Source organism: Flavobacterium sp. DSR2-3-3 (genome assembly GCF_049896585.1).
Lineage (GTDB): Bacteria > Bacteroidota > Bacteroidia > Flavobacteriales > Flavobacteriaceae > Flavobacterium.
The window spans coordinates 153,760-175,397 of the sequence record NZ_JAFCUP010000001.1 but is presented as its reverse complement, the minus strand read 5'-3'; the positions used below and the strand labels follow the sequence as shown (position 1 = coordinate 175,397).

General features: G+C 33.1%; 19 protein-coding genes and 1 tRNA gene. 4 read left to right on the top strand and 16 right to left on the bottom strand.

The window, feature by feature from the left end:
- Positions 1-194 precede the first annotated feature (194 nt).
- Entirely contained in the window at positions 195-3,908 is a 3,714-nt protein-coding gene (locus ACP7AQ_RS00710) for a hypothetical protein (protein ID WP_426094013.1), read from the top strand.
- Positions 3,909-4,092: 184 nt separating this feature from the next.
- Here ACP7AQ_RS00710 and ACP7AQ_RS00705 read toward each other — a convergent pair whose 3' ends face one another.
- The 4 genes from ACP7AQ_RS00705 to ACP7AQ_RS00690 all read right to left on the bottom strand — a co-directional run bounded on the left by ACP7AQ_RS00705 (position 4,093) and on the right by ACP7AQ_RS00690 (position 7,994).
- Complete coding sequence (locus tag ACP7AQ_RS00705) at positions 4,093-5,556, bottom strand: M56 family metallopeptidase (RefSeq protein WP_426094012.1); 1,464 nt, start codon at positions 5,554-5,556, stop codon at positions 4,093-4,095.
- Complete coding sequence (locus ACP7AQ_RS00700; protein ID WP_426094010.1) at positions 5,553-5,927, bottom strand: BlaI/MecI/CopY family transcriptional regulator; 375 nt, start codon at positions 5,925-5,927, stop codon at positions 5,553-5,555. The genes ACP7AQ_RS00705 and ACP7AQ_RS00700 overlap by 4 nt, the downstream gene beginning before the upstream one ends.
- 9 nt (positions 5,928-5,936) lie before the next feature.
- A complete protein-coding gene (locus ACP7AQ_RS00695) occupies positions 5,937-6,362 on the bottom strand; it encodes a hypothetical protein (RefSeq protein WP_426094008.1) in 426 nt (141 codons plus the stop codon).
- 243 nt (positions 6,363-6,605) lie between these two features.
- A complete protein-coding gene (locus ACP7AQ_RS00690; RefSeq protein ID WP_426094006.1) occupies positions 6,606-7,994 on the bottom strand; it encodes a dipeptidase in 1,389 nt (462 codons plus the stop codon).
- Between the two features lie 108 nt (positions 7,995-8,102).
- Here ACP7AQ_RS00690 and ACP7AQ_RS00685 point away from each other — a divergent pair.
- Positions 8,103-8,184: transfer RNA gene (locus ACP7AQ_RS00685), tRNA-Leu, on the top strand.
- Positions 8,185-8,234: 50 nt separating this feature from the next.
- On the opposite strand, the gene ACP7AQ_RS00680 is transcribed toward ACP7AQ_RS00685, so the two are convergent.
- Positions 8,235-9,998, bottom strand: coding sequence for a DUF885 domain-containing protein (locus ACP7AQ_RS00680; protein WP_426094004.1), 1,764 nt, complete (start codon positions 9,996-9,998; stop codon positions 8,235-8,237).
- A 179-nt stretch (positions 9,999-10,177) separates the two neighbouring features.
- Here ACP7AQ_RS00680 and ACP7AQ_RS00675 point away from each other — a divergent pair, with 179 nt between their 5' ends.
- Positions 10,178-12,325 carry a M3 family metallopeptidase gene (locus tag ACP7AQ_RS00675; protein WP_426094002.1) on the top strand — a complete coding sequence of 716 codons (2,148 nt, stop codon included), beginning with the start codon at positions 10,178-10,180 and terminating at the stop codon, positions 12,323-12,325.
- A gap of 79 nt (positions 12,326-12,404) precedes the next feature.
- Here the strand turns inward: ACP7AQ_RS00675 and ACP7AQ_RS00670 are convergent, their stop codons facing one another.
- The 6 genes from ACP7AQ_RS00670 to ACP7AQ_RS00645 all read right to left on the bottom strand — a co-directional run bounded on the left by ACP7AQ_RS00670 (position 12,405) and on the right by ACP7AQ_RS00645 (position 17,481).
- Positions 12,405-12,767, bottom strand: coding sequence for a nuclear transport factor 2 family protein (locus ACP7AQ_RS00670; protein WP_426064533.1), 363 nt, complete (start codon positions 12,765-12,767; stop codon positions 12,405-12,407).
- An 84-nt stretch (positions 12,768-12,851) separates the two neighbouring features.
- Positions 12,852-13,760 (bottom strand): pseudouridine synthase, encoded by a 909-nt coding sequence (locus ACP7AQ_RS00665; protein ID WP_426090360.1) that lies wholly within the window; start codon positions 13,758-13,760, stop codon positions 12,852-12,854.
- 343 nt (positions 13,761-14,103) lie between these two features.
- Entirely contained in the window at positions 14,104-15,057 is a 954-nt protein-coding gene (locus ACP7AQ_RS00660) for a geranylgeranylglycerol-phosphate geranylgeranyltransferase (protein WP_426094000.1), read from the bottom strand.
- A 92-nt stretch (positions 15,058-15,149) separates the two neighbouring features.
- Positions 15,150-16,088, bottom strand: a complete 939-nt coding sequence (locus tag ACP7AQ_RS00655; protein WP_091204376.1) for a mevalonate kinase family protein — start codon at positions 16,086-16,088, stop codon at positions 15,150-15,152.
- Positions 16,089-16,144: 56 nt separating this feature from the next.
- The gene (locus tag ACP7AQ_RS00650) at positions 16,145-16,339 is read right to left on the bottom strand and encodes a hypothetical protein (RefSeq protein WP_426064529.1); all 195 of its coding nucleotides are present in this window, start codon (positions 16,337-16,339) and stop codon (positions 16,145-16,147) included.
- A 41-nt stretch (positions 16,340-16,380) separates the two neighbouring features.
- On the bottom strand, positions 16,381-17,481 hold the full coding sequence (locus ACP7AQ_RS00645; protein WP_426064528.1) for a diphosphomevalonate/mevalonate 3,5-bisphosphate decarboxylase family protein: 1,101 nt from the start codon (positions 17,479-17,481) through the stop codon (positions 16,381-16,383).
- Positions 17,482-17,594: 113 nt separating this feature from the next.
- On the opposite strand from ACP7AQ_RS00645, the gene ACP7AQ_RS00640 reads away from it, so the two are divergent.
- Positions 17,595-18,074: a TspO/MBR family protein gene (locus tag ACP7AQ_RS00640; RefSeq protein WP_091204369.1), complete on the top strand. Its 480-nt coding sequence runs from the start codon at positions 17,595-17,597 to the stop codon at positions 18,072-18,074.
- 67 nt (positions 18,075-18,141) lie between these two features.
- On the opposite strand, the gene ACP7AQ_RS00635 is transcribed toward ACP7AQ_RS00640, so the two are convergent.
- From ACP7AQ_RS00635 to ACP7AQ_RS00615, 5 genes are all read right to left on the bottom strand, one after another.
- Positions 18,142-18,879, bottom strand: coding sequence for a hypothetical protein (locus ACP7AQ_RS00635; protein ID WP_426093997.1), 738 nt, complete (start codon positions 18,877-18,879; stop codon positions 18,142-18,144).
- A gap of 290 nt (positions 18,880-19,169) precedes the next feature.
- On the bottom strand, positions 19,170-19,445 hold the full coding sequence (locus tag ACP7AQ_RS00630) for a Txe/YoeB family addiction module toxin (RefSeq protein ID WP_426093995.1): 276 nt from the start codon (positions 19,443-19,445) through the stop codon (positions 19,170-19,172).
- A complete protein-coding gene (locus ACP7AQ_RS00625) occupies positions 19,427-19,648 on the bottom strand; it encodes a DUF2683 family protein (RefSeq protein ID WP_426090355.1) in 222 nt (73 codons plus the stop codon). Before ACP7AQ_RS00625 ends, ACP7AQ_RS00630 begins: the two co-directional genes overlap by 19 nt.
- A 98-nt stretch (positions 19,649-19,746) precedes the next feature.
- Positions 19,747-20,958 (bottom strand): NAD(P)/FAD-dependent oxidoreductase, encoded by a 1,212-nt coding sequence (locus ACP7AQ_RS00620; protein ID WP_426093993.1) that lies wholly within the window; start codon positions 20,956-20,958, stop codon positions 19,747-19,749.
- Positions 20,955-21,632 (bottom strand): glycerophosphodiester phosphodiesterase, encoded by a 678-nt coding sequence (locus ACP7AQ_RS00615; protein ID WP_426093991.1) that lies wholly within the window; start codon positions 21,630-21,632, stop codon positions 20,955-20,957. The genes ACP7AQ_RS00620 and ACP7AQ_RS00615 overlap by 4 nt, the downstream gene beginning before the upstream one ends.
- Positions 21,633-21,638: the final 6 nt, after the last annotated feature.

The window sequence follows — 21,638 nt, the reverse complement described above, 5'->3', positions numbered from 1 at the left end:
TCCCTCACGCAATGCATTGCAATGATTTGAAGTCGTTTTAGTAATTTGTAAGAAAATTTTAATATATTTGGAAAGCGCAAAGCGAAACAAACCTTCGCTTATCTACCCATGTTTGGGTGTGTAGACGAAGGTTTGTTTCGCCTATATACAAGTTAGTAGCCATTTTGCGCATCTGCAACAAACCAAAATATGTTATGAAAGAAAAATTACTAAATCTTTTAAGAAAATCAATCATTTGGTTAGAAACAATCTACTATAAACATTCACTTAAAAATACAGAAGATTTAGGTTACTCTTCATTATCACCTATTGATAATGGAGATGAAAATGGACATTATTCAAAAGCTATTCTATGGGCTTTAAACAACAGAAAAAAAGAAGACATAAAAAATATTGCATTAACTGGTCCTTATGGTTCAGGAAAAAGTAGCATTATAAAAACGTTTCAAAAAAACTATAAAGGAAATGATTTAAAATTTTTGAATATTTCATTGGCAACTTTCAAAGAAGAGAAGCCTGAATTAGATGAAAATGGAAAAGAAATTAACGTTGATAAAACTGATTTGCTACGACTTATTGAAATTAGTATTTTAGAACAAATTTTTTATCATGAAGAAGATAGCAAAATTCCAGATTCTAGATTTAAAAAAATTAAAAGTTACAGTCAAAAAAAATTAATTTTTTATTCTTTCTGCTATGTATTATTTACACTAGCGTTATATAATTATTTTAACAATTATTTTATTCAAAGCATTTTTAAAGATTATGCAATTAATAGTAATATTTGTAATATCATTCATTATGGAAGCATAATCATTATAGCTTTAGGAATGTTTTTTATTATTATGAAGTCTGTACGAATTATAAGTTCAATTACATTAAATAAACTTGTTCTGCATAATGCAGAAATTGGTATGGGTGATAATAATAGTAAATCTATTCTTAATCATCATATTGATGAAATACTTTATTTTTTCTCAATAAGACCATACAATGTTGTAATAATAGAGGATTTAGATAGATTTCAAGAAACTGAAATTTTTACCAAGTTAAGAGAAGTCAATTTACTTCTTAATCATTCAGAAAAAACAAAATCAAAAGAAATTGTTTTCTTATATGCAGTTAGAGACGATATGTTTACTGACAAAGACAGGACAAAGTTTTTTGATTTTATAATTCCTGTAATTCCTGTTATAAATTCTTCTAATTCAAGTGAAATTTTATTAAAAAAGAAAAACCAATTTAAGTATCTTCTAAGTGACAATTTAATCGAAGATATTTCCTTCTTTATTGATGACATGAGGTTGTTACATAATATCACTAATGAATTTTATCTATATAAAGAAAAGCTTAATGAAAATTTAAATCAAGATAAATTATTTGGTTTAATAACTTATAAAAATATTTATCCAAATGATTTTATGAAATTAAGTTATAATGAAGGGAGTTTATTTAAAATATTTAATTCAAAATTAGTTTATATAAAGAAGTTAGTTTTAGAGATTGAAAGCGAAATTGAAATCATTAAAAATCAAATTACAGAATATGAAAATATAAACATTAGCAATATTTTGGATTTGAGATTGTTTTATGTAATTAGAATTATTGAAAAATTACCCGGTTTTAAGTCTTTCATTGTTAATAATGAAACATTAACATTAAATGAAATAATTGAAGATGAGAACTTTGAATACTTAAAAACAAATAACTACAGTTATAATCAAATTATATACAACACTTATTATAGTGGTCCAGAAAGTAGGATACAACCAGGTAATGTTATAATCTCTCAAATAGAAACACTCATTAATTCTTCTAAATCTTATGATGATAAGGAAAATGAAGTAATTGAAATTAGAGATGGAAAGGTTAATTCATTGAAAGATAAAATTCAAGAATTAGAAAATAAAAAACAACAAACTAGAAATTTTAAAATTGCTGAAATATTAAAATCAAATAAATCTGCAGAGATTGAAATTGATGAAAATATTAATAAAAGCCTAATCTTAATACTTCTACGTAACAGTTATATATCTGAAGATTACACAGACTATATTTCACTTTTCCATGAAGAAAGTATTTCACGCTCAGATTATCAGTTTCATATAAGCGTTAAAAATGAAACAAAACTAACTTTTGAATATAAACTATCAAAAATTGACAAATTAATTCCAAAGATTAATCTACAAGATTTTGAAACAGAATTCATTCTAAATTATTCTTTAATAGATTATTTATTGAATAATCACACACTTTATAAAAACCAAATTAATGCAATTTTTACTAAATTAAAAGATGAATCCGAAATTTCAATAGAATTCATTAATAGTTATTATGATGCATCGGAAAACATAAAGAAATTTATAGAAATACTTTCTGAAAAGTGGAGTAATATTTGGAATTTTATTAGTAACGATAAAATTATCTCAGACTCCAATAAAGATAAATTCTTTAAAAGTATTATTGAATATTCCGACATCAAATCAATTGCCACTATTTCAAATAAATCTAATCTAAAAAGTAAAATCCTTTCTAATTCATTATTTTTATCAATTACAAAAGACCATATAAAACTTAAAAACATTATAAAAGAACTAAATCTTAAGTTTAAAGAAATTGATTTTAAACATTCACCAGAAGAAATGTTAGATTTCATTTATGAAAATAACTATTATGAAATCAATGCAGAAATGATTACTTCAATTACTCAAAAATATGGATTATTTAACCAAGTAAGTTTTGATAATTCAAATTATACAATGATTAAAAACTCAAAGGCAATTGAATTAATAGAGCAAATAGATAATAACATAAATAATTATATTAAGGAAACTTATTTGAAAATTTCTTCAAATATTAATGAAGAAGAAAACCATTTAATCGACTTACTTAATAATAAAAATTTATCATACGGAAACAAAGAATCAGTTATTAAACAAGTTGTAACTAAAATATCAAAATTATCATCTATTAGTGACAATAATTTATATCATATATTACTTAAAGAAAATAAATTGATTCCAACTTGGGAAAATTTATTATACAATTATAGTACTCAAGAAATAGTATTGAAAGAAAATGATGAAGAAACTGAAAAAGAAATATCAGAATCTTGTATTGATTACATAAATATTACAGAAAACGCAGAAGAATTATCAAAAACGAAAATACCTAAAGAGGTAAATAAGGAAAATATTTATGGTGTGTTTTGGAAAAAATTAATTGAAGCTAATGAACTAGACGACCAAGCTTATGATTTTATAACTAAGTCTAGTCCTTGGTGGTACAATGATTTAAATTTGGCTGAGTTATCTGAAAATAAAATAAAGTCTCTTATAAATAACACTTGCATAAATCCAATTGCAATAAGTTATATTGCATTGAAAGAAAATTTCAATGGTTTAAATATAGCGTTATTTGAAAAGAGAAAAGCAGAATATTTTAAAATAATTGAAGAAATTACTTTTGATAGTAGCGATGTAGAATTAATCTTAAAATCTCATATTCTTAACAATCAAGAAAAATTAGTGATTATAAATTTATGTAGTGATGAAGTTTTAATAACAAACAACAATTTAAAACTATTGAGTTCACTTTTATTAAACGACGATTCTTTTGTCATAAAAAATAGTGTTTTAAATTCTATTCTTTCAAACAACTCAGTCCCAACCTTAAATAGACTAAAACTTTTCATCAAAAATGCTAACAAATATGACTTTCCATTTATTGAAATATTTTTAAATAGTTTAGGTGGAGATTTTTCTTGGATTAATGACTTTAACACAAAAGCTAAACTTCCTAAGAACCATGAAAATTGGCAACTTCTAAACATATTGACTGAAAAAAAATATATTTCATCATTTACAGAACGTGATTCAGATTTCAGAGTAAATCATAAGAGAAAATAAAAAACGGCTACTAACACACGCTACAAGCAATTTGGGTATTAGGCTTAATTTGAAATTGGTTTTGTATTTGGGATGATTTGGCAAATCCGAATAATGAGCTTAATCTAGTACCAAACCCGCCACAGTACTAAGACCTTAGTTTGATAAATCCGCTTCTTTTGAAGCGGATTTCTTTTTTTTACAATTACACCTTTCCAGATTGAATTGTGATTGGTAAGCTATACATTACTCTAACAGGAACGCCGTTCAGTTTTCCGGGAATCCATTTCGGGCATGTTTTCAAAACACGTATCGCTTCTTCACCGGTTCCAAAACCAATATCTCGTATGTTTTTTATGTCGCTTAAACTGCCGTCTTTTTCTACTATAAAGGTGATGTATACTTTTCCTTTTAAGTTAGGTTGTTCTGGAGTTTTAAAATTATTGCCGACAAATTTGTAAAATTCCATAATTCCTCCCGGAAAATCTGGTTTTTCGGTTATTCCAGCAGTATTATAAACTTCATTTTCCCCTTTTTGGACAAACTTATTTTCAGAATTGAATGTGTCTATTTCAATTATTTCGGGAGCTCCTTTGCTTAAAGTCGCCAGAAGTTCCTCATTTGTAGGTAATTTTTTTTGTTTTGACAAGATAGAAGGTATAGCTCTCTTTTCTACAGGAGTTAGTTCATTGTATTTTTTTTCGCTGGCGACCTTTCCTTTTTCATCTTTGATTTTAAAAGTAGTTTTGTCGTAATATGTTTTAATTAAATTTTCTGATTTTTTAGGAGTAGTTTCTTTTTTTACATTGGTTTCTTGTGCAACGACTTTCGTACACAGTAAAAATAATAATGTAGCTAAAATCGGAATGAGCATTGCTTTTCTTAATAAAGCTTTCGTTTGTGATGTGGTTTTTGTCATCATAAGTAATCGTTTTTTAGTTATTAAATAATTCAAATTACTGGCCAAGTAAAAAGTTTGGTTCTCGTTTGCTTTCGATAGTAATAAAGATTGGTAGAACGGAACATTGTTATAGGTGGTCACTACTTTCTCGTCAGCAAGAAATTCATGATTGAGCTGTATGGCTTTTTTGTAAAAAATAAAAATAGGGTTGAACCAAAAAACGGTTTTCAATAGTTCGATGAATAAAATATCCAAAGTGTGTTTTTGGGTTACATGCGTGAGTTCGTGTGTATACAATTCAGCTTCTATTTCACGGTTGTTGTATTCCGTCTCGTTGATGAAAATCGTATTCAGGAAAGTATGCGGCAGTGTTTTTTCGGGCACCAAAATCAATTTGGCATTCTTATAGTCAATTGGCGTATTCGACTTCATTTTAGTCGAAATCTTGATGATATTGCTGATAAAACGTACCGCTAAAATGAATGTTATTACAGCATACAAACTCCATAATCCTATTGCCAGAAAGTTTGTTTCTTCTATTATTACTGCGCTTCCTTGCAGTATTTGGATATTTCCCAGATTGACTGTCGGTTTTGGTACTTCCTGAATAACTTCGATGGTTATAAATGGAATCACCATCGAAAAAACAAGACTGAATAACAAGTAAAACCTATTGAATATATGCATTTTTTCTTTTTCCAAAAACAAATAATACACTGCCAGTAGCACGAGTAAAGTAATTGTTGATTTGATTAGAAAGTCGCTCATTTTTTCTTTTTTTGAATTTCACTGTCGATTATTTTCTTGAGATCTTCCAGTTCTGTTTGCGACAAATTCGTTTCGGTGGTAAAGAAAGAAGCAAATTGCGATGCCGAATTGTTGAAGAAATTACTAATCAATCCGTTGACGTGTTTTGAGAAATAATCGGTTTTCTTGACCAAAGGATAATATTCCCGAGAGTTTCCAAATTCATTATACGCTACAAATTGTTTGTCAATCATTCTTTTCAATAAAGTAGCCACAGTTGTGGTTGCCGGTTTTGGTTGTGGATAAACTTCCAGCAAGTCTTTCATGAAGGCTTTCTCGAGTTTCCAAAGGTGTTCCATTAGTTGTTCTTCGGCGTTCGTTAGTTGTTGCATGTTTATTTTTTATTTTGTGTAAATTTCTTCAATTGGTATCCCTTTTTCATAAATTTTGGTTCCAAGCAAAATCCCTTCGGAGTCGTAAAATTTCCATTCTCCTGTGGGTAGCCATTCGGTTTTTGAATTTATAATGGCTTTATTTGAAACACCTATTTGTTGAATCGTTCCAGTGTTGTGGTATTTGATGATGTGGCAACTGTTTTTTTTATACTTTTCTTTTGAAAGTAATTTATCGCTGATGAATGCTCTCCAAGTTCCTCTTTTATCTCCTTTTTTGTATCTTCCTGTTGCATTGGATTCGATGTTCATATATTTCTCACTTTCATTCCATTTGCCTGTTTTTAATCCGTTTTTGGTTTGATTGATTTTACAGCTACTAAGACTTATGCATAAAAGAAGAATGATAATTTTATAAGGAATTTTGACTTTCATATTCTACAGATTAAAACATTGCTCTACAAATGTAGAATATAAATTGAAATAAACAAATTTTTATGAAAAATATATTGGTGGTCAGGGATTTGCGTTAAGGATGGGAGTGGAAATCCTTTTTATTTTTTTGTTTCAAAAAATAAAAAGATTGAGAACGGACAGCCTGACCCGCTATTTTCAGCGGGAAACGCCCAAAAAAAATCCGCCCTGTTTAGAGCGGATGTAGTATTTAATGAAGGAAATTTATTTAGATAACTCGACAAAATATTTGTAAAATAACGGAATGGTTTCAATCCCTTTCAGGTAATTAAAGATTCCGAAATGTTCGTTTGGCGAGTGAATGGCATCACTGTCCAGACCAAATCCCATCAAAATAGTTTTGCTTTTAAGCTCTTTTTCGAATAACGCCACGATAGGAATACTTCCCCCGGAACGTACGGGAATTGCGGGAACACCAAAGGTTTCCGTATACGCCATATTCGCGGCTTTGTAGCCAATACTGTCTGTTGGGGTCACATAACCTTGTCCGCCATGATGTGGTTTTACTTTAACGGTAACGCCAGCAGGGGCTAGACTTGTAAAATGTTTGGTAAAAAGTTCGGTGATTTGTTCCCAATCCTGATTTGGAACCAAACGCATCGAGATTTTAGCGAAAGCTTTACTTGCAATCACTGTTTTAGCACCTTCTCCAGTGTAGCCGCCCCAGATTCCGTTGACGTCCAAAGTAGGGCGAATGGAATTTCTTTCGTTCGTTACATAGCCTTTTTCGCCGTAAACGTCATTTAAGTCCAATGCTTTTTTGTAATTGTCTAAATTGAAAGGTGCTTTGGCCATTTCAGCTCTTTCTTCCAGCGATAATTCTGCTACATTATCGTAAAAACTAGGAATGGTAATGTGATTATTTTCATCATGAAGTGAAGCAATCATTTTGGCTAAAATATTGATTGGGTTGGCAACAGCACCACCGTATAATCCGGAATGTAAATCACGGTTTGGTCCCGTTACTTCGACTTCTACATAACTTAATCCACGTAATCCTGTTGTAATTGACGGTTGTTGATTAGAAATCATTCCGGTGTCCGAAATTAAAATCACGTCATTTTTTAGTTTTTCCTGATTGCGTTCTACAAACCAACTCAGGCTTTTGGAGCCAATTTCCTCTTCTCCTTCAATCATGAATTTTACATTACAGGGCAAAGTATTCGATTGAACCATATATTCCAATGCTTTAACGTGCATGTACATCTGGCCTTTATCATCGCAAGCGCCACGGGCAAAAATAGCGCCGTCAGGATGGATTTCGGTTTTCTTGATTACAGGCTCAAATGGAGGAGAAGTCCATAACTCCATAGGATCTGGTGGTTGAACATCATAATGTCCGTACACTAAAACGGTTGGCAGGGATTTATCTATTATTTTTTCACCGTAAACAATTGGGTATCCCGGTGTATCGCAAATTTCCACGAAATCACAGCCTGCTTTTTCTAAACTGGCTTTTACGGCATCAGCTGTTTCAAAAACATCGTGAGAATAAGCGGTGTCGGCACTTACGGAAGGGATTTTTAATAATTCGATTAACTCGTTGATAAAGCGATCTTTGTGTTCTTGAACGTATGCTTTTATATTTTCCATTATTTGAATTTATTTATAATTTCAAAAGTACAAAAAAGAGTATGAATAATTTTTGTGAAAATTGCTTTGAAAATTGGAAGTTAAGTGTATCTTTGCACTCAGAATTTCGCGGATATGGTGAAATTGGTAGACATGCCAGACTTAGGATCTGGTGCCGCAAGGCGTGTAGGTTCGAGTCCTATTATCCGCACAAAAAAAGCTTCTCAATCGAGAAGCTTTTTTTATACAAATAATTGAAAATTATTTGTTTTCTATCCAAGAATTAATTTTCTTTTCTAATAATGCTAAAGGCATTACTCCAGATTCCAATACTTTTTCATGGAATTTTTTAATATCAAATTTAGTTCCCATCTTGGATTCTGCTTTTTTGCGCAGCTCCATGATTTTTAATTGACCAATTTTATACGACAATGCTTGTCCCGGAATGGCCATATAACGCTCTATTTCCGGAATAATACTGGCTTCACTTTCGGCTTCGTTTGCTAATGAATATTTGATGGCTTGCTCTCTGGTCCAACCTTTGGAGTGTAATCCGGTGTCAACTACCAATCGAACCGCTCGGTGCATTTCATTGCCCAGCATCCCAAAATATTGATACGGATCTTGATACAATCCCAATTCTTTTCCTAAACTTTCTGTGTATAGAGCCCAACCTTCGCCATAAGCGCCAAACCAATTGAATTTTCTGAAGTCAGGAAGACTTTGATTTTCTTGTTGCAGGGATATTTGAAAATGATGACCCGGAATCGCTTCATGCAAAAATAAATCCTCATCGCCATACATATTATAATTTGCTACATCAGGAATTGGAACATAGAAAATACCGGGGCGCGTACCGTCAGCAGTTCCTTGGTTGTACTCCGCACTGGCTGTTTTTTCTCTAAAAGCTTCGGTTCTTCTAATTTCAAATTTCGTTTTGGGTTGCAATGCGAATAATTTATCAACATTTGGTTTAATCCGCGTGTAAATGCTTTGAAAGTTTGCGATAACTTCTTCTGGTTTTGTGAAAGGTTTTAGTTCTTTTTTGTTTCGAACCTCTTCAAAGAATTCCAATAAAGTGCCCTTGAAACCTACTTGTGTTTTTACCTTTTCCATTTCTGCATTCAATCTGGCTACTTCTTTTAATCCCAATTCATGAATTTGTTCGGGAGTCATTTCGGTTGTGGTCCATTGTTTTACATACGTGGCATATAAATCCTTTCCAAAAGGCAAACTTCCTATTCCGCTTGTAGATCTGGAGGCAGGAAGATATTCTTTAGTTAAGAAATCGGCCATTTTTTTATATTGTGGAATCAGTTTGGTATTGATTGTCGCAGTATATTTTGCTGTTAAATCTTCTTTGATGCCGTCAGGGAAAGAGGCAGGCATCAATTTTATAGCCGAGTAAAATAAATTGTCTTCCACATTTGGCGTCGCCATTTCTGCAAATTGTGGTATCAGTTTTACCGTTAACGATTTTGGTAATACAACACCTTTTGCAATTCCTTTTTTCATATACACCATCGCTGAATCTATCCAAACGGAATATTTGTCCATTCTTTTCAGGAAATTGGTATAATCTTTTTCAGTTTTAAAAGGTTGCGCACCAGTTCCTCCCGCAAATTGTCCCATCGTAAGGTGAGTTCCCCAAAATTGATGAACAGGAAGTAAATTTGTAGGTTGTTTCAATAAGTCTTTACCAATCTCAACTTCCCATTTAATAATTTCGTAACTGTTTTTTTCTTCTTCGGATAAATCGTCGACGGCAATGTTTTGCAATGCCGATTGGTATTTATTAAAGAAAGCTTCTTGCGATTTTCTGAAACTGTCCGTCATTTCAAATTGCAACTGATCGTTGTATTGGTTTTGACCACTTTGAGTCGCATCCAGCGGATTCATAGCATTTTTGTCGTCAAAGTAATTTTTTGTCAGACTGCTGAAGTCTTGTTTTTTTTCTTCCGATTTACAATTAACCAGCAATAATGAAGTGGCTACGGAAAGTAAAAGTGTGGTTATTTTTTTCATATGAATATTTGGTAATAGATTGAGCTAATTTATTGTTTTTTTTTCAATTTCAAATGTAAGAGTAATTTTTCGTTTGCAAAAATATCTTTGTTTGTCATAAAATTTAGTTAACGCGCTATCGTACCCCTTCTTTTTAATAGATTTCTGCTAAATTTACTATTCTAATTAATTACACCTAAATGAGAAAAAAATCCTTTTTCATTTTGTTAGTCATTGGGAATATGCTAACAATTGAAGCACAAGAGAAAAAAGAAAACACGACTATGAATCCATTTTTTCAAGCTTACGACACGCCATTTAATGTGCCGCCTTTCGACAAAATTAAAAATGAACATTTCAAACCGGCTATTTTAGAAGGAATCAGTTCGCATCAAGCTGAAATTAATGCAATTGCAAATAATACGCAGCCGACCACTTTTGAGAATACGATTCTTGCTATGGAAAATGCCGGGGAATTATTGTCAAATGTGAACACGGTTTTTTCTAATCTGAATTCGGCGAATACCAATAAAGAGATTCAGAATATTGCCAAAGAAATGGCGCCAAATCTTTCCGCGCACAGAGATAATATTTACCTGAACGAGAAATTATTCGCAAAAGTAAAAATGCTTTGGGACAAAAAAGAAACGCTAGGCTTAAATTTAGAACAAGCTAAAATTTTAGACAATGCGTACAAAGATTTCGTTCGTAGTGGTGCCAATTTATCAAATGCTGATAAAGAAATATTACGTAAAATAAACGGAGATCTTTCGTTAATCAGTTTGAAATACGGTCAGAACATTTTGGCGGAAACCAATTCGTACGAAATGGTTATTGATTCCAAAAAAGATTTAGCCGGATTGCCACAAGGATTAATTGATGCTGCTGCTGTTGATGCCAAAGCAAAAGGCAAAGAAGGAAAATGGGTTTTCACCCTTTCTAATTCCAGTGTGATGCCATTTCTTCAATACAGTTCTAATCGAGAATTGCGCAAGCAAATTTGGAATGCGTACCAAACCAGAGGCAATCAGGACAATGAATTTGATAATAAGAAGAATGCCGTTGAATTAGCAAATCTTCGTGGACAAAAAGCACGGTTGTTAGGCTATAAATCACATTCCAATTATGTCTTGGAAGAATCAATGGCTAAAACTCCGGAAAATGTAAATAAGCTTTTGAATGATTTGTGGAAACCAGCTTTGGAAATAGCAAAAACGGAAGCCGCGGATATTCAGAAAATGATGGCTAAAGAAGGCATAAAAGGTGCTGTGCAACCGTATGACTGGAGATATTACACAGAGAAAATTAGAAAAGAACGTTTTGATCTAGACGAAGAAGAGTTGAAACCGTATTTCAGTTTAGAGAATGTTAGAAAAGGCGTTTTTCAGGTAACCGAAAAATTATACGGAATACAATTCAAAGCGTTGACTAATGTTCCAAAATACCACGAAGACGCAACCGTTTGGGAAGTGACAGAAAAAGATGGTACGCATTTGGGTGTTTTATATATGGATTTTCATCCGCGTGAATCAAAACGTGGCGGTGCTTGGATGACCTCGTACAGAAGTCAGAAAACGGTTGATGGAAAACGTGTCGCTCCGGTAGTTTCTATCGTTTGTAATTTCACAAAACCATCAGCAAATGCTCCGGCACTTTTGACTTTTGATGAAGTAACGACTTTCTTTCACGAATTTGGACATTCTTTACACGGATTGTTGTCGAATGTGACCTATAAAAGTTTAGCGGGAACAAGTGTTCCGAGAGATTTTGTGGAACTTCCTTCTCAAATTATGGAGAATTGGGCAGCAGAACCGGAAGTGTTGAAAATGTATGCAAAGCATTATAAAACGGGCGAAGTAATTCCAGAAGCGCTTGTAAATAAATTAAAAAAAGCAGGTACTTTTGATCAAGGTTTTGCTACAACGGAATATTTGGCGGCTTCGTTATTGGATTTAGAATACCATTCTCAAATCAAAGACATCACCGTTGATGCAAATACTTTCGAAAAAGCAGCAATGACAAAAATTGGATTAATACAATCCATAATTCCAAGATACCGCAGTACATATTTCAGTCATATATTCTCTGGAGGCTATTCTTCCGGCTATTACAGCTACATTTGGTCAGGAGTTTTGGACACAGATGCTTTTGAAGCATTCAAGACAACTACTTTATTTAATCCTGAAAAAGCCAAATTATTCCGTGAGAATGTATTGGAAAGAGGTGGGACCGAAGATCCTATGGTTTTGTACAAACGTTTCCGTGGTGCTGAACCTAGTATTGAACCGCTGTTGAGAAAACGTGGTTTAAACAAAAAATCAGAACCGCTTAAAAAATTAAAAGGATAATTATAATTTTCTTTTAAAACGAAAACCCTACAACATAAATAATATGTTGTAGGGTTTTTTATTGTTCTTGAAAAAGGTATTATCCGTGATATACTCGGGAAGCAATAATTTTGTCTTCCCTTATGTCCAGTACTTCAGCCACCAGCAAATCCTCTTCTCCAGTAACCGTTCTTATATATTCCATAAAAACGCGGTCACCATTGGCAGTAACCGATTTTACTTTGTAATTCAAACTTGGCATCCGCTCAAAAGCATCTTTCCACCATTCCCGCAAGGCTTCCTTGCCAGTAACAAAACCGTTACTTTCCGGTTTGTACATTTTTAGTTTTGGACTAAAATGAACGGCATCTTCGTCATACAAAGACAATAGTTTTTCTAATTCTTTATTATTGAAAGTTTCAAACCATTTAAAAGCAATTGATTGTAATTTTTCAGGTGTCATATTGATGTTAGGTTGGATTTGTAATTAAAAAAATCCCATTTCGCTATGCAAAAGGGATTTCATTTTTATAATTTCAAAGAAATATTAAACGTTCTTCAAATTGATGATTTCTTGTTCAGTAAGCAACCTCCAGTTTCCTCTTGGTAAATTCTTTTTGGTCAAGCCAGCAAAAGCAACTCTGTCAATTCGCAATACATCATAACTAAAGTGTTCAAAAATATTACGAACCACTTTCACATTAGCGGATCGTAGTTGCAAACCAATTTCACTTTTCGCTTCACCATCGATGTAACTTACATCTTCCACAAAAACGCGGTGACCGTCAAGAGTCAAACCTTTGTTTATTTTTTCTAAATCCTCAAATTTCAAGTTTTTGTCTAATGACACTTGGTATATTTTTGATGATTTTTGACTTGGCAACGTAAACTTACGAATCATATCAGTGTCATTCGTAAACAATAGCAAACCTGTTGTATTCTTGTCCATCCTTCCAACTGCGCCAATTTTTGCGGTCGTAGAACCTTTCACCAGTTCCAATACATTACGATATTCCTGACCTTCGTCCATCGCAGTTGTAAAGTTTTTTGGTTTGTTCAGTAAGATATAAACTTTTTTCTCCGGCGTCAATGTAGCACCGTCAAAATTCACAACATCCCCCGGTTTTACCATGTATCCCATTTCGGTAACAGGAATTCCGTTTACTTTCACAGTCCCGGATTGAATATAAATATCAGCATCACGACGCGAGCACGCACCAGAATTGGCAATGTATTTATTCAAACGAATTTCGTCTTTTACTTTCGGTCTCTTTGGTGCTTGATTTGGTTTTTTCTCTACTTTATCAGTAGCGATATCGGCAACTTTAGTATTTACTTTAACTTTTTTCGGCCCTTGAGCGCGCTTCTGCATGGCAGGTTTTGGCTTATTTGAACTTGGTCTTGAGCTAGCTGCTCTTGGACCACTTTTCTTATTATTGCCTTCCTTGTTATTCATAATATTCCAATAATTTGTGCAAAGATACTATTTATATAGTTGACAATCAATAACAGCCAATTATAAAAACGCTAACTGCCTAGCTTATAAGCTAATTAATACGTTTTAGCTTCGTTTTTTGGAGCTATTTCCCGCTTTCCACTTTATCTTTCTTGTCCTGAAGTTGTTTCAGGATCCTGAAACAAGTTCAAGACAAGAAAGGATGCCGTTGCAAATGAAATTCACTGAACTCCGATGTGAATAAAAGCTATGTGAAGTAATCGGGGCTAAGCCAATGGGGGTATCTGTGAGCATTGAAGGTAATGGTTTTTTATCCTATTTATAATAGTAATAAATGGCCAAATTATACCATTAACAACCTTTTTCCGTGCCACAAAACACTCGGATTAATCAACACTATGCAAAAAACACCAGCTACAATTAGGAATTTTAAGGTGTTATGAAGCATTAAAAACTGTGGCTTCGCATTTGATTTCCATAAGTATAATAAGAAGAAAATTAGAATAATCAGACAAAAATAAAAATATACATCCATGTAACCCACATCGTAAATATCGATTAAAGCGTACACTGGAAGAATTGTCAGAATAGTCAAAAAGGTAATGATTTTTTTTGAAATTTTTTCTCCGTAAACAATAGGAATCGTTTTATAATCATTCGCTAAATCTCCTTTTAGGTTTTCTAAATCCTTTACCATTTCCCGAATCAACAATAGCAAAAACAAAAAAGCCGCATGAGAAAAAATGACGCCTAATTGTCTTTTATAATTTTCAATTTCTTCAAATGGAATCCGAGTGTAAAAATACAACAGGATTGCAAAAAAAGGCAAAACAGCCAGTAAAGCAGCAGTCAGGTTTCCTATTATTGGGTATTTTTTTATTTTGTGGGAATAAAACCAGATGAAAAATATATAGCCCGAAAAGAATAAAAATACGCGCCAGGAAACAAATAAAGCCATCAATGCCACAATAAAATTGAGCGTAAAATAGACATTTAGTTTAGTTTTTTGACTCACCAATCGATCCAGCATCGACTTGTTCGGCCGATTGATTAAATCCTTTTGACTGTCATAAAAGTTATTGATGATATATCCCGAAGCAATCGTAAGGGATGAAGCGAAAACCAGAATGAATAATTGGAAGTCAAGCAGGATGTCCAATGCTCTTTTTTCAGGAGCCAAAATAAATATGGCCGAAAGGTATTGGGCCAAAATAATGACGGGAATGTTATAGCCTCTAACCACAGAGAACAAACTTGCAATTTTCATTAGGAGAAGTTTGTGCTGCCTGCTTAACATTTAGATTTATTTAAGAATGTGCTCCCAATAATAAGGATGCTATTTTAGCTTTTCTCCTCCCTCTCCTTTGGAGAGGGTTGGGGAGAGGATGTTTAAAACTGATAAACGACCTCAAGTTTATAATCTTTTAGCGATGCTTTTGCTTTTTCTAAATCTTCGGTGAAACCTAAGATGTAACCGCCACCGCCAGAACCGCATAGTTTTAAATAGTAATCATTGCTGTCAATTCCTTGTTGCCAAATTCCGTGAAATTGTTCCGGAATCATTGGTTTGAAGTTATTCAAAACTACTTTTGATAATTTCTTGGTGTTCATGAACAATGATTTCATGTCTCCGCCAAGGAAATTTTCTACACAAGCATCTGTATATTTCACAAATTGATTTTTCAACATGGCACGGAAACCTTTGTCTTTCAAGTTTTCCATGAAAATATTCACCATTGGAGCCGTTTCACCTACAATTCCAGAATCTAATAAAAACACTGCGCCTTTTCCGTCAAAGCTTTGTGTTGGAATTCCGGTTGCTTCAATATTATCTTTAGAATTAATCAGAATCGGGATACTCAAATAACTGTTCAAAGGATCTAAACCAGAACTTTTCCCGTGGAAAAAACTCTCCATTTGAGAAAATATATTTTTTAACTGCAATAATTTTTCACGCGTTAAATTCTCCAGAACCGTAATTTTATTTTGTGCATATTTATCGTAAATGGCGGCTACAAGTGCGCCACTACTACCTACACCATAGCCTTGAGGAATACTGGAATCAAAATACATTCCGGTTTCCACATCGTTTTTCAACGTTGCTAAATCAAAAGTAACTAAATCGGATTGTTCATTTTGTAAGGTTTCTAAATACGTTACAAAACGTCTTAAGTTACCATTAGATTTAATGGCTTCTTCAGTTGGATTTTCATCTCTTTTAAGCGCGCCATTGTAAAAATTATATGGAATTGAAAGCCCTTTTGAGTCACGGATAATTCCGTATTCTCCAAAGAGTAATATTTTTGAATAAAATAAAGGTCCTTTCATATAGTATTGTAAATTAGCAATTTGGGGTTGATAATTAGGTATTTGTAAAGTGCTTTTTATAAATCAACTTGGTCGCCGCGATTTGCTTCTTGGATTCCCAGATCAATTTGTTCTTTTTGTTCGGGAGATAATTGTTTCCAAACATCTTTTTTCTCTGATTTGAAAATGTTTTTTACAGCCTCAATTATAACTTTGTCATTTGTTTTTAACAACATTTTTATCAATTCTAATTTCTCTGATTGAAGATCCATAATTTCAGCGCTTTAAAAAATAAAGATAGGAAAAAAATAAATCAAATCAACACAGCGCCATTTCCAATTTCGTCACAAATGTACTGACCATTTTGACAATAGCCAACTAATTCGTTCTTAATAAATTGTAAAACTTTTTCGGCTACATTTTCAGGGTATAAAACATGCACATTTGCGCCGGCATCCAGCGTGAAACAAACTGGAATTTTAGTTTTATTTCTAAATTTCCAAATCGCATTTATAATCTCCAACGTATTCGGTTTCATTAATATAAAATAAGGCATCGAAGTCATCATCATGGCATGTAAAGTTAAGGCTTCGCTCTCTACAATTTTGATGAATTCGTCCAGATTCCCACTTTCGAAAATTGAAATCAATTGGTCTAAATTTTCGTGCGCCTGTGCAAATCGCCTTTCGGCAAAAGGATGGTTGTGCATCAAATCATGTCCCACGGTACTTGAAACTTGTTTCTCACCTTTGTCAACTAGTAAAATAGTATCTTGAAAATTCTTGAAATTAGCATGTACCGCATTTGGAAATTCCACGCCAAATAAATCCGAACTTCCGGAGATATTTGCATGATTTCCCCACACTACAACTTGTCCTTTTACACTTCTGCAAGCGCTTCCTGAACCCAAACGTGCTAATAAAGACGCTTTCTGATAGAAATATTCATCGGTCATTTCAGGATTTAATACTTTTTCTAAACTCATCAAGTTCATCGCCAAAGCTGCCATTCCAGATGCTGATGAAGCAATTCCCGAACTGTGCGGAAAGGTATTTTCAGTGTCAATCGTAAAATGGTAGTCTTTCAAAAACGGCAAATAGATTTCGATTCGCTCTAGGAATTTTTGGATTTTTGGCTTGAAATCTTCTTTTGATTGTCCTTCAAAAAGTAAGTCAAAAGAAAAATCATCTTTTATGTTGAGCGCAGTTGAAGTATTTTTTTTGGCGAAAGCCAATTTCGTAATCGTTTTACAATTATTCAACGTAAAACTCACCGAAGGATTCGCAGGAATTTGATTGTCTTTTTTCCCCCAATATTTTACAAGGGCAATATTGCTGGGAGCGCTCCATTGAAAATTGCCTTCTTCAATCGAATGTGTATATTGTGATGGAATAAAATCGGTTGCTGAAATCATGAATGTATAAATTTATGCAAATATACTTTTTTTGCGTTATTTGTTTATTCGATTGGATAGTTAATCGTTAGAAAGATTTGAGTAATTTTGGCTCACATTAGAAAAATATAAAAATGAATAAAATTACCCGAATATTAGCTGTTGTTGTTACGTGTCTTGCGATTGGTTATTTCTCTGGAACAGTTACTCGTTCTGCCATTACGACGTGGTATCCAACCTTAATAAAACCAAGTTTTAATCCGCCCAACTGGATTTTTGCACCAGTTTGGAGTATGCTGTATGTGATGATGGGTGTTGCGGCTGGTTTAGTTTGGGACCGAATAGAAATAGAAAAAGAAGCCGTGAAAAAAGCGTTGATTTTCTTTGCGATACAATTAGCACTAAATGCATTGTGGTCGTATTTATTTTTTGGCTTACACAACCCGATGTTAGCTGGATTAGAAATTATTGTATTGTGGTTGATGATCTTTGAAACGTACATTCAATTTGCCAAAATCAATAAAATTGCGGGCTATTTATTTCTTCCATATTTGGCGTGGGTAAGTTTTGCCGCGGTGTTAAATGGAAGTATATGGTGGCTGAATAGAGGATAGTGTTCAGTCTTCAGTTTTACATTGATCAGTTTGCTGAGTAAAAAAAGTTGTATAATTTTTTAAAGCCTCATAACTTCTTAAATTCAATATTCTTGGTAGATAAAAAATCCATCAGCGATAAAATATTACTATTTTCTGTAAGTGTTTTCGATTTTGGGTCAGCATCACAAAATTGAAGAAAAAGGGCTATTTCTTCTGGTTTTAATTTTAAAGTTTCGATATAAAATTTTTGATCGCAGGTAGTTGTAGCCAATGCTTTAAATTCAATCTCAGTACCCTTTTTTTTAACTGCCTCTTTTTCCTTTAAGAATAGCTTTAGAATCATTTTGCCAATTCGAATCAGATCCATTCCGTTTTCAATACTACCATTGTATACGCCCGTTTTTAAACTTCTTGCTGACTTTTCTACAGCTAATTGGTCAATTTTTCCTTGTTCGTATGCTTTGTCAGTACTTAGTTTTATTGACGGCATTTTTGTAATTAATACTTCTTCTAATTCTTCCGGTTTAAGGATCAATGAAATTACAAGATTGTTTCTGCTAATGGTATTTTGATCCAAAACAATTTTTTTGATGTCATGATTTTTTGAGATAAAAATGAGTTCGTCGCCCGCTTTTACCAAAATAGAAAACTCCCCAGCTGAGTTTGTAATGCTGACTTTTTTAGAATTGAAATTAGCAACTTCAACTTTTTCTACAGGAAATTGTTCGTGTAAAACTTTGCCTTTAATTAATTTTTCAGTTTGTGAGAAACCAGATTGAAGTGTAAAAAAGAGTATGGAAACAAAAAAGTAGGTTTTATTCATTCGTAATATTTTGATTACAAACATATTTAAATAATTTCATCAAAATGAAAACAAAATGGTAAAATCTTGTTAATCAAAAACCAAAGTTCTCTTAATTAAAGTATTGTACTAGAAAGACTTCGCTCTAAACAGCACTCGCCACAGTAAATCCGCTTGTCCATGCATTCTGAAAATTAAATCCGCCTGTAATCGCGTCAATATTTACGATTTAGTCAGAAAAATAGGTGTTAGTAGTGTTTAAAAAATTACAAAATATTTCATTTCGTCAACCTCTGTCGACTTAATTTTATTCATGCATAATGACCCAATGCTGAAACTACAAAAACAGTTACGATATCTTCTTGAACTTCATATATTAGTCGGTCTTTTTTATTAATCCTTCTTGACCAAAAACCTCTTAATTCATATTTTAACTCTTCTGGTTTTCCTGCACCTGTGTACGGATGGTCTTTCAATTCATTAAGTATTCTTAAGATTTTTTTTATAGAAGCAACATCTCCAGATATTTTATGCTTTGATAAATCTTTTTCAGCCGTTTGTTTAATGATTACTTGATACTTTCCCATAATTCCTCTGCACTTTCCATGACTCTACCTTTTTCTTTGCTTGCTTTTTTAATTTTTTTTACAAACTCTTGATTATAGTGGCTTTTATCATCTTCCTCAATAAGCACAATTTCTTTTGAATTTTCAAAAAATACACGAGCCATTTCTAAAAAGGCTTTGCCTTTTTTAGTGTTTTCATTTATTTTTAATCTTATCGTAGTCATAACTTATTTTTTTACAAATTTACAAAAAACTTTCACTCAATAACTTAGACTTCCTTTTTGATTTTGAGTGATTTATAAAAATTTACTGCTTTAGAATTTTATCCAACAGCACTCGCTACAATAAACCCACTAGTCCACGCATTCTGAAAGTTGAATCCGCCTGTAATCGCATCAATATTTACGATTTCACCAGCAAAATACAGGTTTTCATGGAATTTGCTTTCCATGGTTTTGAAGTTGATTTCTTTTAAATCAATTCCGCCCGCAGTCACAAATTCTTCTTTGAACGTACTTTTTCCATTTACTTGAAAAGTGCCATTCGTTAATTGATTCGCAAGATTCTGCAATTGAATTTTAGACAAATCGGCCCATTTCGTCTCCGCTTCAATTCCTGAAGCGAGCACCAAACTTTCCCATAATCTATTGGTTAATTCGAAAGGAGATTTCTTTGAAACCGATTTTTTTGCGTGTTCTTGTTTTAAATCTTTTAGCTTTTTCTCTACATCCGTAGTATCTTCATCATTCAACCAATTTACAAAAATGGTAAACTGATAATTTTTATCATGCAAGATGCGGGCTCCCCAAGCGGAGAGTTTCAAAATAGCCGGTCCGCTCATTCCCCAATGGGTAATTAACAATGATCCTGTTGCGCTGAGTTTGGTGTCTTTTACTTTTACGGTTACTTGTGCCGCAACTCCGGGTAATTCTTTTATTCTGGAATCTTTGATATTAAAAGTGAAGAGGGAAGGAACCGGGCTGACAACAGCGTGTCCAAAAGTCTGTAGCATTTCCCATATTTTAGGATTGCTACCCGTAGCTAAAACGAGCTTTTCGGCTATGTAATTCTCGCTTTGGGTTTCTATTTTCCAAAAAGCGTCTTTCTTGAAAATTGATTGTACACTTTGTCCAGTAAGTACTGTAATTCCCAGTTTTTGTGTGGCTTTTAGGAAACAGTCAATAATTGTTTGTGAGGAATTCGAAACGGGAAACATGCGTCCGTCAGGTTCAATTTTTAATTCGACGCCATGTTTCTCAAACCATTCAATTGTATCACCAGAACCAAATTGATGAAAAGGACCTCGTAATTCTTTTTCGCCACGCGGATAGAATTTCACTAATTCATTCGGTTCAAAACAAGCGTGTGTTACGTTGCATCTTCCACCACCGGAAATGCGAACTTTTTGCAACACTTCAGCTCCGCGTTCTAAAATCGCGACTTTCAGTTTTGGGTTTTTCTCTACAATACTAATCGCTGTAAAAAATCCTGCTGCGCCGCCGCCTACAATTATTATATCAAAATTCTGGTTCATATTCTATTTGGGAAATCAGTGATGATTCCGTTTACGTTGAATGTTTTTATTTTTTTAATATCTTCTAATTCATTTATAGTCCAAGGGAAAACCTGCAAGTCTTTTTGTTGCATTTTCGCCGTGTTTTCTTGTGTCAATAAATGAAAATGCGGGTGAATGGATTTAGCCTGAATGAATTTGGCGAAAGCCAAAGCCAAGTCTAAATCGGTTTCCGTTAAAACGCCAATTGGAATTTTATCATTTAAAAATGCCACTTGTTGCAGCGCGTTCCAATCAAAACTGGAAACTAAAAAACGGTCGTAGTTCCATCCTTTTTTGGTAACGTATTTTTCAAGTAGCGAAACTACTTTTTCTGTAACTTCATAACTTTTGAGCTCAATATTGATAAAACAATCTTGGTTTACCAAATCAAAAACCGCTGCCAGCGTTGGAATTTCATGTGTTCCATTTATTCGAAAAGCTTTTAGTTCGCGCAAAGATAATGCATTTACAAAACCTTTTCCATTGGTCGTTCTGTCAATAGTTTCATCGTGAATAACGATTATCTCGCCATCAGCACTTAAATGCACGTCGAGTTCAATGCCGTCCACTTGCATGTCTAATGCTTTTTGGAACGAAACGAAGGTGTTCTCAGGTTCGTATCCTTTCCCGCCACGATGTGCAATTTTTAGCATTTTATT

Coding starts and splice junctions, on each gene's coding strand:
- ACP7AQ_RS00710 (WP_426094013.1), top strand. CDS start 195: ATGAAAGAAAAATTACTAAATCTTTTAAGAAAATCAATCATTTGGTTA.
- ACP7AQ_RS00705 (WP_426094012.1), bottom strand. CDS start 5,556: ATGAGCGACTTTCTAATCAAATCAACAATTACTTTACTCGTGCTACTG.
- ACP7AQ_RS00700 (WP_426094010.1), bottom strand. CDS start 5,927: ATGCAACAACTAACGAACGCCGAAGAACAACTAATGGAACACCTTTGG.
- ACP7AQ_RS00695 (WP_426094008.1), bottom strand. CDS start 6,362: ATGAAAGTCAAAATTCCTTATAAAATTATCATTCTTCTTTTATGCATA.
- ACP7AQ_RS00690 (WP_426094006.1), bottom strand. CDS start 7,994: ATGGAAAATATAAAAGCATACGTTCAAGAACACAAAGATCGCTTTATC.
- ACP7AQ_RS00680 (WP_426094004.1), bottom strand. CDS start 9,998: ATGAAAAAAATAACCACACTTTTACTTTCCGTAGCCACTTCATTATTG.
- ACP7AQ_RS00675 (WP_426094002.1), top strand. CDS start 10,178: ATGAGAAAAAAATCCTTTTTCATTTTGTTAGTCATTGGGAATATGCTA.
- ACP7AQ_RS00670 (WP_426064533.1), bottom strand. CDS start 12,767: ATGACACCTGAAAAATTACAATCAATTGCTTTTAAATGGTTTGAAACT.
- ACP7AQ_RS00665 (WP_426090360.1), bottom strand. CDS start 13,760: ATGAATAACAAGGAAGGCAATAATAAGAAAAGTGGTCCAAGAGCAGCT.
- ACP7AQ_RS00660 (WP_426094000.1), bottom strand. CDS start 15,057: ATGTTAAGCAGGCAGCACAAACTTCTCCTAATGAAAATTGCAAGTTTG.
- ACP7AQ_RS00655 (WP_091204376.1), bottom strand. CDS start 16,088: ATGAAAGGACCTTTATTTTATTCAAAAATATTACTCTTTGGAGAATAC.
- ACP7AQ_RS00650 (WP_426064529.1), bottom strand. CDS start 16,339: ATGGATCTTCAATCAGAGAAATTAGAATTGATAAAAATGTTGTTAAAA.
- ACP7AQ_RS00645 (WP_426064528.1), bottom strand. CDS start 17,481: ATGATTTCAGCAACCGATTTTATTCCATCACAATATACACATTCGATT.
- ACP7AQ_RS00640 (WP_091204369.1), top strand. CDS start 17,595: ATGAATAAAATTACCCGAATATTAGCTGTTGTTGTTACGTGTCTTGCG.
- ACP7AQ_RS00635 (WP_426093997.1), bottom strand. CDS start 18,879: ATGAATAAAACCTACTTTTTTGTTTCCATACTCTTTTTTACACTTCAA.
- ACP7AQ_RS00630 (WP_426093995.1), bottom strand. CDS start 19,445: ATGGGAAAGTATCAAGTAATCATTAAACAAACGGCTGAAAAAGATTTA.
- ACP7AQ_RS00625 (WP_426090355.1), bottom strand. CDS start 19,648: ATGACTACGATAAGATTAAAAATAAATGAAAACACTAAAAAAGGCAAA.
- ACP7AQ_RS00620 (WP_426093993.1), bottom strand. CDS start 20,958: ATGAACCAGAATTTTGATATAATAATTGTAGGCGGCGGCGCAGCAGGA.
- ACP7AQ_RS00615 (WP_426093991.1), bottom strand. CDS start 21,632: ATGCTAAAAATTGCACATCGTGGCGGGAAAGGATACGAACCTGAGAAC.